This window comes from Pseudomarimonas salicorniae, assembly GCF_023156535.1.
Taxonomy (GTDB): domain Bacteria; phylum Pseudomonadota; class Gammaproteobacteria; order Xanthomonadales; family Xanthomonadaceae; genus Pseudomarimonas; species Pseudomarimonas salicorniae.
On sequence record NZ_JALNMH010000004.1, the window covers coordinates 137,334 to 151,488 of the forward strand.

The window sequence follows — 14,155 nt, forward strand, 5'->3', positions numbered from 1 at the left end:
GGAAAGAAAAACGCGTGTAAAGCTTTTCAAGTATAGCCCGGGCAGGACCGCAGTCTCAAGGAAGACCCCGCGCCCCGCTCCGGGCGTGTCGCCCGTTCACGCCTCGGGCGGGGAATTGAACAGCCGGTCCGGGTGGAGGACCGACTCGGCGTCCACCCGGCCACGACCCATGGCCCTGTCCCCGACCCAGAGGATGTACTCGCCGGGCGGCGCGTCCAGCGGCACACGCTGGCCCTGGCGCAGCCGCACGGCGCGCTCCGCATCAACGGACAACCCGGGCAGGTGGCGCAGACCCGACTCCAGCGGCAGCAGGAAGGTCGGCCGCTCGGCCGGATCGGCCGCGGCCAGCGACTCGAGGGTGTGCATAACCGGCGCCCGGAACGGCTCGACCCAGAGCCGGCGGAGGGCCGTGACGTGGGCCCCGCAGCCCAGCGCCTCGCCCAGATCGCGGACCAGGCTGCGGATATAGGTGCCACTGCCGCATTCGACCTCGAGTTCCAGCAGCTCGCCATCCAGTCGCAGCAGCTGGATGCCATGCACCTCGACCTGGCGCGGCTCCAGCTCGAAGTCCTCGCCGGCGCGAGCCCGGCGATAGGCCGGCACGCCGTCGCGCTTGAGTGCCGAATAGGCGGGCGGACGCTGCAGGATGGTGCCGGTCAGGGGCGGCAGCCGGGTCTCGACGTCGGCCTTGGAGAGCGCTGGCACCGGCCGCTCGAGCACCGCCTCGCCGTCTGCGTCCTCGGTGTCGGTGGTGACGCCGAGCCGCGCCTCGACCCGGTAGGCCTTGCGGGAGCCCAGCAGAAGACCGGCGATCTTGGTCGCCTCACCAAAGCAGATCGGAAGCAGTCCGGTGGCGAGCGGATCAAGTGAGCCGGTATGACCCGCCTTGGCGGCGCGGAACAGGTGCCGCGCCCGCTGCAGGGCCTGGTTGGAGCTGATCCCACGAGGCTTGTCCAGCAGCAGCAGGCCGTCGACCGGCTGCCAGGCCGGCCGGGGTGACCGCCTGCCCTTCATCGATCAGTCGTCCTGCCGCTCGGCCTTGGGCAGGTCGGCCAGCAGGGCTTCGATGCGCTCGCCCCGATCGACCGAGTCATCGTAGTGGAAGTGCAACTCGGGGACATGGCGCATGCGCAGGCTACGGCCGAGCTGGAAGCGGACCTCGCGGGCCAGCTCGCGCAGCGCCTTCAGGGCCTCCGCAGCACGCTCGCTCTCCAGCGCGGTGACGAAGACCTTGGCATGGGCAAGGTCACGCGTGACCTCGACATCGGACACGCTGACCGACGGCAGCCCGTGCTCGCGCACCGCCTGGTGCACCAGCGTGCCCAGCTCACGGCGGAGCTGGGCGGAAACGCGGTCGGTACGATGGAAGCTTTTCTGCGACGGCATGGGTGAGACTCCGAATCAGGACCGGGGGAGCGAGCGTTGCCGGGGGGAGCAGCCGCCGCTCGCGACGACCGCCCTGCCCTTCTGAGCCCTAGACCCTAGCCCCTGAGCCCTGAACACTCACAGCGTCCGCTGGACCTCGACGCGCTCGTAGCACTCGATCTGATCGCCCGGCTTCACGTCGTTGTACTGCTTGACCGCGATGCCGCACTCGGTGCCATTGCGCACTTCCTCGACGTTTTCCTTGAAGCGGCGCAGCGACTCGAGCTCGCCCTGGAAGATCACCGTGTTGTTGCGCAGCACGCGGATCGGCTTGCTGCGACGGACCACGCCCTCGACCACCATCGAACCGGCCACCGCGCCAAACTTCGAGCTGCGGAAGACGTCGCGAACCTCGGCGATGCCGATGATCTCCTCGCGCACCTCGACGCCGAGCAGACCGGATGCCACCTGCTTCACCTGGTCGATCACGTCATAGATGATCGAGAAGTAGCGCAGGTCCAGAGCGTTGGTCTCGATGACCCGGCGGGCAGCGGCGTCGGCGCGCACATTGAAGCCGATGACAACCGCCTTGGAAGCCGCGGCGAGCGTGGCGTCCGACTCGGTGATGCCACCGACGCCCGAGGCGATCACGTTGATCCGGATCTGCTCGTTGGACAGGCTGGTCAGCGCATCGCGGAGCGCCTCGACCGAGCCCTGCACGTCCGCCTTCACCACCAGGTTGAGCTGCTGCTGCTCGGCACCCTGGCCCATCTGGGCCATGATGTCCTCCATGCGGTTGCCAGCCTGCTTGACCAGCCGCGACTCGCGCTTCTTGGCCTCTCGCTGCTGCGCCACGTCCTTGGCCAGGCGCTCGTCCTCGACCACGACGAAGTCATCGCCCGCATCCGGCACGCCGGACAGGCCGAGCATGACCACCGGAATCGACGGCCCGGCGCTGTCGACCTGTTTTCCGGCCTCGTCGAACAGGGCACGCACGCGGCCGTACTGCGTGCCGCAGACCACGTAGTCGCCCTTGTTCAGGGTGCCCTGCTGGACCAGCACCGTGGCCACTGGGCCGCGGCCCTTGTCCAGCGCCGACTCGACCACCACGCCCTGGGCGCGGCCTTCGACCACGGCCTGCAGCTCCATGACCTCGGCCTGGATCGAGATCGCATCGAGCAGCGCATCCACGCCCATGCCGGTCTTCGCCGAGACGGGGACGAACTGGGTGTCGCCACCCCATTCCTCCGGCACCACCTCGAGCTTCACCAGCCCTTGTTTGACGTGCTCGGGATCGGCACCCGACTTGTCCATCTTGTTGACCGCCACAATGATCGGCACGCCGGCGGCCCGGGCATGCTGCACCGCCTCGGCGGTCTGCGGCATGACGCCGTCGTCGGCGGCGACCACGATGACCACGATGTCTGTCAGTTTTGCGCCGCGCGCGCGCATCGAGGTGAACGCGGCATGGCCGGGCGTATCGAGGAAGCTGATCACTCCGCGGTCGGTTTCTACGTGGTAGGCACCGATGTGCTGGGTGATGCCGCCGGCCTCGCCCGAGGCGACCTTGGTGCTGCGGATGTAATCCAGCAGCGAGGTCTTGCCGTGGTCGACGTGGCCCATGATGGTGACCACCGGCGGACGGGTGTGCTTCTCGCCCTCGACCTCCGCGTGGGCGATCAGCGCCTGCTCGGCGTCATCGTCGCTGGCGCGCACGGCTCGGTGGCCGAGCTCCTCAACCGCCAGGACCGCGGTGTCGTGATCGATGGCCTGGTTGATGGTTGCCATGACGCCCATCTTGAACAGCGCCTTGACCACCTCACCGCCCTTCATTGCCAGCTTCTGCGCCAGCTCGGTGACCAGGATGGAGTCCCCGATCTGCACCTCGCGGGTGACCGGAGCGGTCGGCCGGGAGAACCCGTGGGGACCGCCGGACTGCCGCGACTGCTCCTTGGCCGGGCGGCCGCGCCGCTTGCTGGCAGCGCCGCGACGGGCGGCCATGGCCTTGGACAGGTGCAGTTCGCCCTTGGCGAAGCGGCTGCTGCTGTCGTCATCGTCGCGCACGTGGACGCGCGCCGGCTTCTGGGCGCGGTGCTTGTCGTTCTCGCGGCGCGGCGGAACCGGGGGTGCCGGCGGCTCGGCACGGGCGGCCCCGGCCGCGCGCGGGGCGCTGGCAGGCTGCGCCGCGTCGGCGGCCGCGCGCAGGGCCTCCTCGGCGCGCTGGCGCTCGGCCTCTTCCTCACGCGCCTTGCGCTCGGCCTCTTCCTCGGCGCGGCGCTTGGCTTCCTCTTCCTCGCGCTTGCGGTCGGCCTCGCGCAGAGCGGCCTCCTCGGCCTCGTTGCGGCGCTGGGAGTCGGCCAGCAGGCGCTGGGCCTCCTCGCGCTCGGCGCGCTGATCATCCTGTTCCTCGACCAGCTCCCGCTTCACGTACGTGCGCTTCTGGCGCACCTCGACGGCCACCGTGGTCTTGCTCTTGCCGGCGGCGACAGTGATCTCCTGCACCTTGCGGCGCTTGAGCGTGATCTGCTTCGGCGCAGCGGCCTCGACCGGCGCATCGGACTTGCCATGCGAGCGGCGAAGGAATCCGAGAAGCTTCATCTTCTCGGTCGGCGTCACCACCTGATCCGGCCCCTCGAAGCTCATGCCGGCCTCCGCCAGCTGCTCAAGCAGCTTTTCAACCGGGGTGCCGACCAGCTTGGCGAGCGAACGTACCGTAACTTCGGACATGTGACTTCCTGTTCGGGGGCGCCCCTTGGCGCCCGAGAAAACGCGACATTCTATCCCGACCGCCTACGCGGCCCAAAAGCACAAGGCCCTATGAGGCGGCCTTCTCAAGTCGCGCGATCTCGTCGGCGCGGGCAGCGAGGATCAGCGCCGCGGCGAGCTCCTCGTCCATGCCGTCGATGTCGCTGATCTCGTCGGCGGCCAGCTCGGCGAGGTCCTCACGGCTCTGGACGCCGCGGGCGGCGAGCGCGTAGGCGATACCGTCGGTCATGCCGGGCAGGCCGAGCAGATCCTCGGTGGGTTTGTGCTCCTCGAGCTCCTCCTCGACCGCCAGCGCCTCGTTGAGCAGGGCGTCGCGGGCGCGGGCGCGGAGTTCCTCGACGATGTCCTCGTCGAAGCCTTCCACCGCCAGCAGCTCGCCGGCCGGCACGTAGGCGATTTCCTCGACCGTCGAGAAGCCCTCGGCGACCAGGATGCCGGCGATTTCCTCGTCGACTTCCAGCTTGTCCTGGAACAGCTGCCGCGCGGCGGCCTGCTCGGACTCGCTCTTCTGGGTGATCTGGTCCTGGGTCATCACGTTGAGCTGCCAGCCGGTCATCTTGCTGGCCAGGCGCACGTTCTGCCCGCCCTTACCGATCGCCTGGGCGAGCCGATCCTCGGCCACCGCGATATCCATCGAGTGACGTTCTTCGTCGACGATGATCGACTGGACCTCGGCCGGCGCCATGCCGTTGATGACGAACTGTGCCGGGTTGTCGCTCCACAGCACGATGTCGATGCGCTCGCCGTTGAGCTCGTTCGACACCGCCTGCACGCGCGAGCCGCGCATGCCGATGCAGGCGCCGATCGGATCGGTGCGGTGATCATGGGCCAGCACGGCGATCTTGGCGCGATCGCCCGGGTCACGCGCGGCGGCCTTGATCTCGACCAGGCCCTGGCCCACTTCCGGGACCTCGAGCTTGAACAGCTCGATCATGAATTCCGGTGCGGTGCGCGACATGAACAGCTGCGGCCCGCGCACTTCGGCGCGCACGTCATAAAGGTAGCCGCGGACGCGGTCGCCGGCGCGCATCACGTCGCGCGGGATGGCCTTGTCCTTGGGGATGAAGGCCTCGGCATTGCCGCCGAGATCGACATAGACATTGCCGCGCTCGACGCGCTTGACGATGCCGGTGATCAGCTCTCCGACGCGATCCTTGTAGGCATCGACGACCAGGGCGCGCTCGGCCTCGCGCACGCGCTGCACGATGACCTGCTTGGCCGCCTGGGCGGCGATGCGGCCGAACTCGGCGTTCTCGACCTGCTCCTCGACGAACTCGCCGACCTGCGCCTCGGGGTTGTCGTCGACCACGTCCATGAGGCGGATCTGCCGGTCGGGCGACTCCATCACCACGTCGTCGGCGACGATCTCCCAGCGGCGGAAGGTCTCGTAGCTGCCGTCCTTCGGGTTGATCTTCACCCGCATCAGGGTGTCCTCATCCGGGTAGCGCTTGCGAGCAGCCGAGGCCAGCGCGGCCTCCATGGCCTCGATGATCACGCTGCGGGCGACGCCTTTCTCGTTGGCGACCGCCTCAACCACCATCAACAGTTCCTTGCTCATTGCTCCAGCTCCAGCACGCCCGGGGCGCGGTGTCGTGTCATTCCTCGGGACCGGCCTCGCCAGCCGGTGTGTTCTTGCCGCGCCGCTGGCGCGGCGGCTTCTTCTCGGCCTGGTCGAACTGCGGCACCAGGCGCGCCTTCTGCACGTTGCCGACCTGCACGGTGAACTCGCCGGATTCGTCGGCGATGGTCACCGCCTCGCCCTCGACCCGGGCGATCCGGCCGTTCAGCCGCCGCCTGCCCTCGACCGGCACCAGCAGCGCCAGCTTGGCCTGCTCGCCAAGGAAACGCGCGTAGTGCGCGGCCTCGAACAGCGGGCGGTCCATGCCGGGCGAGGACACCTCGAGGTTGTAGTTGCCGGGGATCGGATCGTGGATGTCGAGCAGCGCGCTGATCTCGCGGCTGACCGTCTCGCAATCCTCGATGCCGACATGACGGCCCTCGACGTCGACGTAGATGCGCAGCAGCGACTGCGACGCGCCCGGCACGAACTCGATGCCCCACAGGAACAGCCCGCCGCCCAGATCGGCGATGGCCGGACCCAGCAGGTTTCCAAGCTGTTCAACGCGGTTGCTCATCCAGTCGATCGATCCTGTGTCAAGGCACCACGGCCGCCGGGCTGCGGGCGACGGCCAAAGAAAAAGGGGCTCGCGGCCCCTTTTGAACACCCAGGTTGGCTTCCGACGCGTAGTCCGGAAAAGGAAAGAGCCTCGCGAGGAGGCTCTTCCTGAACCAAAACTGGTAGCGGGGGCAGGATTTGAACCTGCGACCTTCGGGTTATGAGCCCGACGAGCTGCCAGACTGCTCCACCCCGCAGCAGCGAGCCACGAATCATACGCAGGACACCCGAATCGCGCAAGCGCTTTGTCGAGGTCGGTTCATCCTCCGACTCCGACGCAGGCGCCGCAGCTCAGCCCAGCCGCACCGGCAGGCTGCGCACGGGCTTTCCGGTCAGGGCCAGCAGGGCATTGGCCAGCGCCGCCGCGATCGGCGGCGTGCCCGGCTCCCCCGCCCCGCCCGGGGCCTCGGCACTGTCGACCAGGTGCACCTCGATGCGTGGCATCTCGCTTTGCCTGAGCAGCGGGAAGTCGTGGAAGTTGCTCTGCTGCACGCGACCTTCAGCAAAGGTGATCTGCTGGTGAAGCGCCGCCGAAAGCCCGAAGACGATGCCCGACTCGATCTGCACCCGGGCGTGCCGCGGATTGATCACCCGGCCCATATCGGCCACCGCGGTGACCCGGTGCAGCCTGGGGCGACCGCCCTTGATCGACACCTCGGCGACCTGGGCGACGATGGTCTCGAAGCTCTTGTGGATGGCGAAGCCACGGGCATGTCCTTCTTGCAGGGGCTTGCCCCAGTCGCTGCGCGCGGCGGCCTGTTCAAGCACCGCCAGCCAGCGTGGATGTTCGGACAGCAGGCGACGGCGGTAGTCCAGCGGATCGACGCCGGCCTTGCGCGCCGCAACGTCGACCAGATGCTCCACGGCCAGCGCGGTATGCGTGTGGCCCACCGAACGCCACCACAGCACCGGCAGCACCCGCGGCGCCAGGATGCACTCGACGCGCAGGTTCGGAACCGCGTAGGGCAGGTCGATCACGCCTTCGACCACGCTGAAGTCGACGCCGTCCTTGACGCCCATCGATTCGAACGGCGTGCCCTGCATGATCGACTGCGCGACCACGCGATGCTGCCAGGTCTTTGGCAGGCCATTCTCGCCCAGCGCCAGGCGCATCCGGTGCAGCGCCCTTGGCCGGTACCAGCCGCCGCGCGTGTCGTCCTCGCGGGTGTAGACGGTCTTGACCGGCAAGCCCTCACCCTTGGCGACGTTGGCGGCTACCGCGACGAAGTCGCTGACCGGATTGGCCCTGCGGCCGAAGCCGCCGCCGAGCAGCTGCGGATGCAGCACGACCTTGTCGACGGCTACGCCCAACAGGCCGGCCGCCCGCGCGGCGTCGGCGCCGGGCATCTGGGTGCCGGTCCAGATCTCGGCCGAATCGCCCTTGTGGTGAACCGTTGCGTTCAGGGGCTCCATCGTGGCGTGCGCCAGATAGGGCACTTCCACATCCAGCTCGATCACGCCCTCCGCCCCTTCGAGCGGCCTGTCGCCGTCGCCGCGCTCGACAGCCAGCGCCCCCGGGCGGCTGGCCAGCTCGGCGTACTCACGCCCCTGGATTTCGCTGTCGAAAGCGGCGTTCGCTCCGTCGTCCCACTCCAGCCTGAGGGCATCGCGACCCTTGCGGGCGGTCCAGAAGTCCCGGGCAATCACCGCCACGCCCTCGGGCACCTGCTTGACCTTGACCACGCCGGGCACCGCCTTGGCGGCTGTCGCGTCGAACGACTTCAGCGTCGCCCCCGGCACCGGCGGCCAAGCGACCACGGCGGTGAGCATGCCGGGCAGGCGCACATCGAGCCCGAACCCGGCGCTGCCGTCGACCTTGCCCGGCGCCTCGATACGGGCCTGGCCCTTGCCGATCAGGCGGAACTCGGAGGCCGGCTTCAGCGCCACGGCGGCGGCGTCGGGCACGGGCAGCTTCGCCGCGGCGGCGGCCAGCTCGGCATAGGCCAGGCGGCGACCACTTGCGGTGTCGATCACGCTTCCGGATTCCGTACGCAGCGATTCGCGCGGCACCTCGAGCCGCTCGGCCGCGGCCTCCATCAGCATCTGCCGGGCCTGCGCGCCGGCGCGCCGCAGCGGTTCGAAGAAGCCGCGCACCGAGGTCGAGCCACCGGTGACCTGGGCATTGAAATAGGGGTGATTGAAGGCCGGGTTCACGCCGACCCGCTGGATGCGCACCTGGGACAGCTCGACGTCGAGTTCCTCTGCCAGAAGCATCGGCAGCGAGGTCAGCACCCCCTGCCCCATTTCGGCCTGGGCCACGTAGAGGACGATCTCGCCGTCCTCATTGATCTCGACGAAGGCGTTCGGCCGGAAGCCGCCCGCGACGGGCGCGTCCGCGATTGCCAGGGGCAGCAGTCCCGGCAGGTGCAGGCCGATGACCAGGGAGCCGCCACCCAGCAGCGTCGTGCCAAGGAACCTGCGCCGACCCGGCTGCACGCTCATGACTTGGCCTCCCTGATCTTGCGCGAGGCCAGCTTCACCGCCTCGCGCACCTGGCTGTAGGTGCCGCACCGACACAGGTGCGCGTCCATCGCGCTGACGATCTCCTCGTCGCTCGGGTCGGGATTGGCGGCGAGCAATGCCGCGGCGCCCATGATCTGGCCGGACTGGCAATAGCCGCACTGGGCGACGTCGGCCTCGATCCAGGCCTGCTGCACCGGGTGGCTGCGGTCGTCCGACAGACCTTCGATGGTCGCCACACGCCGCCCCGCCACCGCGGACACCGGCGTGATGCAACTGCGTGTAGAGACTCCATCCAGGTGCACGGTACAGGCCCCGCACAGGGCCATGCCGCAGCCGTACTTGGTACCGGTCATGCCGAGATGATCGCGAAGCACCCAGAGCAGCGGCGTATCGGGCGCGGCCTCGACCTCATGCTCGACGCCATTGACGGTGAGCTTCATCGGCTGGCTCCTGGCTGGCTCGTGCTGGAACCGGCAGCCTACGCCTGCTTCCCGACCCTCGCCACCTCGCGGCATGCCAGCCCGGAAAAACAAAAAGGCCGGCAGTTTCCTGCCGGCCTTCCTGCTTGTTCATTGGCGCGCCCGGAGAGATTCGAACTCCCGACCACCAAGTTCGTAGCCTGGTACTCTATCCAACTGAGCTACGGGCGCGTAGAAACCGCAATTATGGGGAGGCCGGGGAATCTCGTCAAGCCTCTTTTCGAGGTTGATTGCGTTCTGCTTTCGGGCGGGTCCCGAAGGCGGAGGTGAAGGCCGCCAATGGCGGAGAGCGGGCGGCCGGTTCGGGCGCGAACCGGACATTCATAGGGTGCGGCTTGCCGCACCGGGCGTACCGTCCGAACGCCCATGTCGGTGCGCCAAGGCAAACCCTAAAGGCCTTCGCTGACCCCCAACGGTGCCCGACTGTGGGAGTGCCCTTGGGCGCGACCGCAGCGCTCCAGATTCACCACAGACTGCGGCCAGAGCGGGTCTCCGCGGTCGCGCCCGAGGGCACTCCCACAATTTGACTGCGGTAAGGGCTGCTTCGCGGCACAAACCGGACCTGGCAGCACCGTTGCTGTAGGAGCCAGCTTGCTGGCGATCGTCCCATCCGGGACGTCTATCGCCAGCAAGCTGGCTCCTACATTCGGGTTCTGCGGAAGGTCCTCTTCGCGCCCAGAGTCGCCAGTCGGCCTCAACCCATCGAAGGCGCTCGAGCGGAGCCAGACATGAAAACGCCGCCCTGAAGGCGGCGTTTTCATGTCTGGCGGAGAGAGAGGGATTCGAACCCTCGATAGAGCTTTTGACCCTATACTCCCTTAGCAGGGGAGCCCCTTCGGCCTCTCGGGCATCTCTCCGGAACTGTTGATCCGCGCACGGATCAGGCGCGGAAGTCTAGCGGCTGGGGGGAGGCGGGTAAACCCCTGTCGTGCTCAGGCGGCTCCGTCCTCGGGCTTGCCGCTCTCGGCGGCAGCACCCTCGTCATCGCGACGGATGCGCTGATAGATCTCCTCACGATGGACGGACACGTCCTTTGGTGCGTTGATGCCGATGCGGACCTGGTTGCCCTTGACCCCGAGCACGGTGACCGTGACCTGGTCTCCGATCATCAAGGTTTCGCCTACACGTCGGGTCAATATCAGCATTTTCGCGTCTCCCTCGCGACCGGCTTGCCCGGGTGGCCCCTACCACCCCTTGTCGCCGTTCTGGCTAAGCCGGCTGTCCCTGGCGCTTGGCGCTGTGGACCTGCTTCCGATACTAGCCGAGCATCGGAGCGGGTCGCAATAAAGCATTGCAGCGCGTGATCGGCTGCCCGGGGTGCTCAGCCGGCGCGCTGGGTCACCCAGTCGGGCACCGAGGACAGCGCCGCGACCAGCGCCGGTCCGTCCTCACCACCGCCCTGCGCCATGTCCGGACGGCCGCCCCCCTTGCCGCCGATCTGTGCGGCAACATGAGAAACCAGCTCGCCTGCCTTGACCTTGCCGAGCGCGCTTCCGCTGACGCCAGCGACCAGCGAGGCCTTGCCCTCGCTCGCCGCGGCCAAAAGGATCACTGCGTCGCCGAGCTTCTGCTTGAGCACATCGACGCTCTCGCGCAGCGCCTTGGGCTCGATGCCCTCGAGCCGCGCGGCGATGACCTTGAACCCGCCGACCTCGACGGCCTGGCTGGCGAGATCGCCGGCTGCGCCGGCCGCGGCCTTGGCCTTCAGCGCGTCGAGTTCCTTGTCGAGCTTGCGCTGCCGCTCGATCAGCTGGCGCACCTTGTCGACCACGTCCGCGGCGCTGGCGCCGGTCAGACGGGCCAGCTCGGCCAGGCGCGCCTCCTCCTCGGCCACGTAGGCCAGCGCACCGTCGCCGGTGACCGCCTCGATCCGGCGCACGCCGGCCGAGATGCCGCCCTCGCTGGTGATCTTGAACAGGCCGATGTCGCCGGTGCGCGCGACATGGGTGCCGCCGCAGAGCTCGGTCGAGAAGGCGCCCATGCGCAGCACCCGCACCTGCTCGCCGTACTTCTCACCGAACAGGGCCATGGCGCCGAAGTCGAGGGCCTCCTGCATGCCCATGTGGTGGACCTCGGCCTCGACGTTGCGGCGGATCTCCTCATTGACCATGCGCTCGATGGTCTCGAGCTCCTCTCCGCTGATCGGCTGGAAATGCGAGAAGTCGAAGCGCAGTCGGTCGGGGGCGACCAGCGAGCCCTTCTGGGTGACATGCTCGCCCAGCACCCGGCGCAGCGCCGCGTGCAGCAGATGGGTGGCACTGTGATTGAGGACGATGGCCTGGCGGCGTCCAAGGTCGATGCGCGCCGACAGCTGCGCGCCGACCCGGATCTCGCCCTGCTCCAGCCTGCCGACGTGACCATGGAAGGCGGCGGAGAACTTCTGCGTGTCGGTCACGACGAAACGCAGGGACTCGCCGTCGCCCAGGTCACCGCTGTCGCCCATCTGGCCGCCGCTCTCGGCGTAGAACGGGGTGCGGTCAAGGAAAACCACGCCGCTGTCACCGGCCTCGAGACGCTCGACGGAGACGCCGTCGCGCATCAGGGCGACCACCCGGCAGGCGTCCGCTTCGTGAGCGTCGTAACCCAGGAACTGCGTCGGCGCCAGCTTCGCCACCAGCTCCGAGGGCAGATTGCCGGCGGCGGCGAACTTGCTGGCCTCGCGGGCGCGCTCGCGCTGCTTCTCCATCGCCGCCTCGAAGCCCGCCATGTCGACGGACAGGCCGCGCTCTCGGGCGATGTCGGCGGTCAGATCCACCGGGAAACCATAGGTGTCGTAGAGGCGGAAGGCGTCCTCACCGGGAATCTGCCCCTTCGACTTCTGCGCGACCTCGTTGAAGATCTTCATGCCGGAGTCGAGGGTCTCGGCAAAACGCTCCTCCTCCGCGCGCAGGGCCTTCTCGACGAACTCCTGCTTGGCGGCGAGTTCGGGATAGGCCTCGCCCATCAGCGTCACCAGCGGCGCAACCATCCTGTGGAAGAAGCCGCCACGCACGCCGAGCATCCAGCCATGACGCAGAGCGCGGCGGATGATCCGGCGCAGCACGTAGCCACGACCCTCATTGCTGGGCAGTACGCCGTCGACGATCAGGAAGCTGCAGGCGCGGATATGGTCGGCGATGACACGCAGCGACTTGTTCTCGAGGTCGGCGGTCGAGGTCAGCTCCGAGGCCGCCTTGATCAGCGCCTGGAACAGGTCGATCTCGTAGTTGCTGTGCACGTGCTGGAGCACCGCCGAGATGCGCTCGAGGCCCATGCCGGTGTCGACGCAGGGCGCCGGCAGCGGCACCAGTGTGCCGTCGGGCTGGCGGTCGAACTGCATGAACACGTTGTTCCAGATCTCGATGAAGCGGTCGCCGTCCTCATCGGGGCTGCCGGGCGGGCCGCCGGGGATGGCGGCGCCGTGGTCGTAGAAGATCTCGCTGCAGGGCCCGCAGGGGCCGGTGTCGGCCATTTGCCAGAAGTTGTCCGAGGCGTACGGCGCACCCTTGTTGTCGCCGATGCGGATGATCCGCTCGGCGGCCAGGCCGATCTCCTTGTGCCAGATGTCGAAGGCTTCGTCGTCGGTGTGGTAGATCGTCACCAGCAGCTTGTCGGCAGGGATCTTCCACACCCCGGTCAGCAGCTCCCAGGCGTAGGCGATAGCGTCCTTCTTGAAGTAATCCCCGAAGCTGAAGTTGCCGAGCATCTCGAAGAAGGTGTGATGTCGCGCGGTGTAGCCGACCGAGTCGAGGTCATTGTGCTTGCCGCCCGCGCGCAGACAGCGCTGCGAGGTCGCCGCGCGGGTATAGCTGCGCTTCTCGCCGCCGAGAAAGACATCCTTGAACTGCACCATGCCTGCGTTGGTGAAGAGCAGGGAGGGATCGTTGCCGGGCACCAGCGGACTGGAGGCGACCACGGCATGGCCCTTGGAACGGAAGAATTCGAGGAAGTCTGTACGGATCTGGGCGCTGGTCTTCATGGTCTGGCTGCAGGCTGGTCGATGGGACGCGGGAACGATAGCCCGCCGCCTACACCATGGGTGCAGACAGGGGCTCGATCAACCCGGATCCGAGGGTGACCGCAAAGAGTAGCAGTGATCGGGCCGGCCGATCATCGCCGCGCCAGGCGCGGCCCCGGTTTCGGGCGTAGCATGGACTCCGGTCCACCGGAAAAAGGCGCCGCTCATGGATCGCCCCGAACATGGGACGCCGGCCCCGCCACGGCTCGACCGCGAGCCGGAATCTGCGAGGTTTCGGCGGTGAGCCGCGAGCTTCGTCACGCGGTCTGGGTGGTCGACCGCGACCGCCGTCGCCGCCGTGGGCTGGCCCGCTGCATCGAGGCCGCTTCGGACCTGCGCTGCGTCCTGACCGTTCCCGACACCGCAAGCCTGGACGCCGCCCTGGACGCCCGGCCGGCCCCGCCGCTGCTGCTGCTGGGCTGCGGCCGCGACGGGGACCCCGGGCCGCGAGGCCTGCGCCGCGTGCAGGCGCGATGCCCGACCACCCGATTGCTGGTCATCGGCGGCAGGAAGCCCGGACCCGCGGCGGTCGCCGCGATCGAAGCCGGAGCCCGCGGCTTTCTGCTCCGGCCGGTCCAAGGCCCGCGGATCATCGAGGCCCTGCACGCCCTGCTCCGCGGCGCCGCTCCGATCGACCCGGCCCTGACCGCCTGCCTGCTCGACCGCTGGGTCAGCGGGGCGCGGGCGCAATCGGCCGTGTCTCGCTTTGGCCTCAGCCCGCGCGAGTCCGAGGTGCTGGCCCTGCTCGGTGAGGGACTCAGCGTGGAGGCGATTGCCGAGCGACTCGCGCGCTCAAGGCACACGGTGTCCAATCATCTACGGCGGGTCTACGCCAAGCTGCGCGTCCATTCCCGCGCCCAAGCCGTGGCGCGGGCCCAGCAAGGCGGCCTGCCGTGACGTCGCGCGCAC

Annotated in this window: 10 protein-coding genes and 3 tRNA genes; 1 reads left to right on the forward strand and 12 read right to left on the reverse strand. The window is 68.5% G+C overall.

Annotated features, from left to right (window positions below):
* Window positions 1-96: 96 nt before the first annotated feature.
* From truB to alaS, 12 genes are all read right to left on the reverse strand, one after another.
* A complete protein-coding gene (truB, locus tag M0G41_RS06325; RefSeq protein WP_248206614.1) occupies window positions 97-1,014 on the reverse strand; it encodes a tRNA pseudouridine(55) synthase TruB in 918 nt (305 codons plus the stop codon).
* Window positions 1,015-1,017: 3 nt separating this feature from the next.
* A complete protein-coding gene (gene rbfA, locus M0G41_RS06330; protein WP_248206617.1) occupies window positions 1,018-1,386 on the reverse strand; it encodes a 30S ribosome-binding factor RbfA in 369 nt (122 codons plus the stop codon).
* Window positions 1,387-1,503: 117 nt separating this feature from the next.
* Window positions 1,504-4,092, reverse strand: a complete 2,589-nt coding sequence (gene infB, locus M0G41_RS06335; RefSeq protein ID WP_248206621.1) for a translation initiation factor IF-2 — start codon at window positions 4,090-4,092, stop codon at window positions 1,504-1,506.
* 88 nt (window positions 4,093-4,180) lie between these two features.
* Entirely contained in the window at window positions 4,181-5,689 is a 1,509-nt protein-coding gene (gene nusA / locus M0G41_RS06340) for a transcription termination factor NusA (protein WP_248206622.1), read from the reverse strand.
* A 37-nt stretch (window positions 5,690-5,726) separates the two neighbouring features.
* On the reverse strand, window positions 5,727-6,266 hold the full coding sequence (rimP, locus tag M0G41_RS06345) for a ribosome maturation factor RimP (protein ID WP_248206624.1): 540 nt from the start codon (window positions 6,264-6,266) through the stop codon (window positions 5,727-5,729).
* Between the two features lie 161 nt (window positions 6,267-6,427).
* A tRNA-Met gene (locus M0G41_RS06350) sits at window positions 6,428-6,504 on the reverse strand.
* A 94-nt stretch (window positions 6,505-6,598) separates the two neighbouring features.
* Entirely contained in the window at window positions 6,599-8,749 is a 2,151-nt protein-coding gene (locus M0G41_RS06355) for a xanthine dehydrogenase family protein molybdopterin-binding subunit (RefSeq protein WP_248206627.1), read from the reverse strand.
* Window positions 8,746-9,210: a (2Fe-2S)-binding protein gene (locus tag M0G41_RS06360; RefSeq protein WP_248206630.1), complete on the reverse strand. Its 465-nt coding sequence runs from the start codon at window positions 9,208-9,210 to the stop codon at window positions 8,746-8,748. The genes M0G41_RS06355 and M0G41_RS06360 overlap by 4 nt, the downstream gene beginning before the upstream one ends.
* Before the next feature lie 133 nt (window positions 9,211-9,343).
* Window positions 9,344-9,420, reverse strand: a tRNA-Arg gene (locus M0G41_RS06365).
* 593 nt (window positions 9,421-10,013) lie between these two features.
* Window positions 10,014-10,106: transfer RNA gene (locus M0G41_RS06370), tRNA-Ser, on the reverse strand.
* A 75-nt stretch (window positions 10,107-10,181) separates the two neighbouring features.
* Window positions 10,182-10,394 carry a carbon storage regulator CsrA gene (gene csrA / locus M0G41_RS06375; protein ID WP_248206631.1) on the reverse strand — a complete coding sequence of 71 codons (213 nt, stop codon included), beginning with the start codon at window positions 10,392-10,394 and terminating at the stop codon, window positions 10,182-10,184.
* 176 nt (window positions 10,395-10,570) lie between these two features.
* Window positions 10,571-13,207 carry an alanine--tRNA ligase gene (alaS, locus tag M0G41_RS06380; protein ID WP_248206633.1) on the reverse strand — a complete coding sequence of 879 codons (2,637 nt, stop codon included), beginning with the start codon at window positions 13,205-13,207 and terminating at the stop codon, window positions 10,571-10,573.
* 279 nt (window positions 13,208-13,486) lie between these two features.
* Here alaS and M0G41_RS06385 point away from each other — a divergent pair, with 279 nt between their 5' ends.
* Window positions 13,487-14,143 carry a helix-turn-helix transcriptional regulator gene (locus M0G41_RS06385; protein WP_248206634.1) on the forward strand — a complete coding sequence of 219 codons (657 nt, stop codon included), beginning with the start codon at window positions 13,487-13,489 and terminating at the stop codon, window positions 14,141-14,143.
* Window positions 14,144-14,155: the final 12 nt, after the last annotated feature.

What these genes read in the sequence shown, in the direction of transcription:
- truB (WP_248206614.1), bottom strand. Translation starts at nt 1,014, where the DNA reads ATGAAGGGCAGGCGGTCACCCCGGCCGGCCTGGCAGCCGGTCGACGGC.
- rbfA (WP_248206617.1), bottom strand. Translation starts at nt 1,386, where the DNA reads ATGCCGTCGCAGAAAAGCTTCCATCGTACCGACCGCGTTTCCGCCCAG.
- infB (WP_248206621.1), bottom strand. Translation starts at nt 4,092, where the DNA reads ATGTCCGAAGTTACGGTACGTTCGCTCGCCAAGCTGGTCGGCACCCCG.
- nusA (WP_248206622.1), bottom strand. Translation starts at nt 5,689, where the DNA reads ATGAGCAAGGAACTGTTGATGGTGGTTGAGGCGGTCGCCAACGAGAAA.
- rimP (WP_248206624.1), bottom strand. Translation starts at nt 6,266, where the DNA reads ATGAGCAACCGCGTTGAACAGCTTGGAAACCTGCTGGGTCCGGCCATC.
- M0G41_RS06355 (WP_248206627.1), bottom strand. Translation starts at nt 8,749, where the DNA reads ATGAGCGTGCAGCCGGGTCGGCGCAGGTTCCTTGGCACGACGCTGCTG.
- M0G41_RS06360 (WP_248206630.1), bottom strand. Translation starts at nt 9,210, where the DNA reads ATGAAGCTCACCGTCAATGGCGTCGAGCATGAGGTCGAGGCCGCGCCC.
- csrA (WP_248206631.1), bottom strand. Translation starts at nt 10,394, where the DNA reads ATGCTGATATTGACCCGACGTGTAGGCGAAACCTTGATGATCGGAGAC.
- alaS (WP_248206633.1), bottom strand. Translation starts at nt 13,207, where the DNA reads ATGAAGACCAGCGCCCAGATCCGTACAGACTTCCTCGAATTCTTCCGT.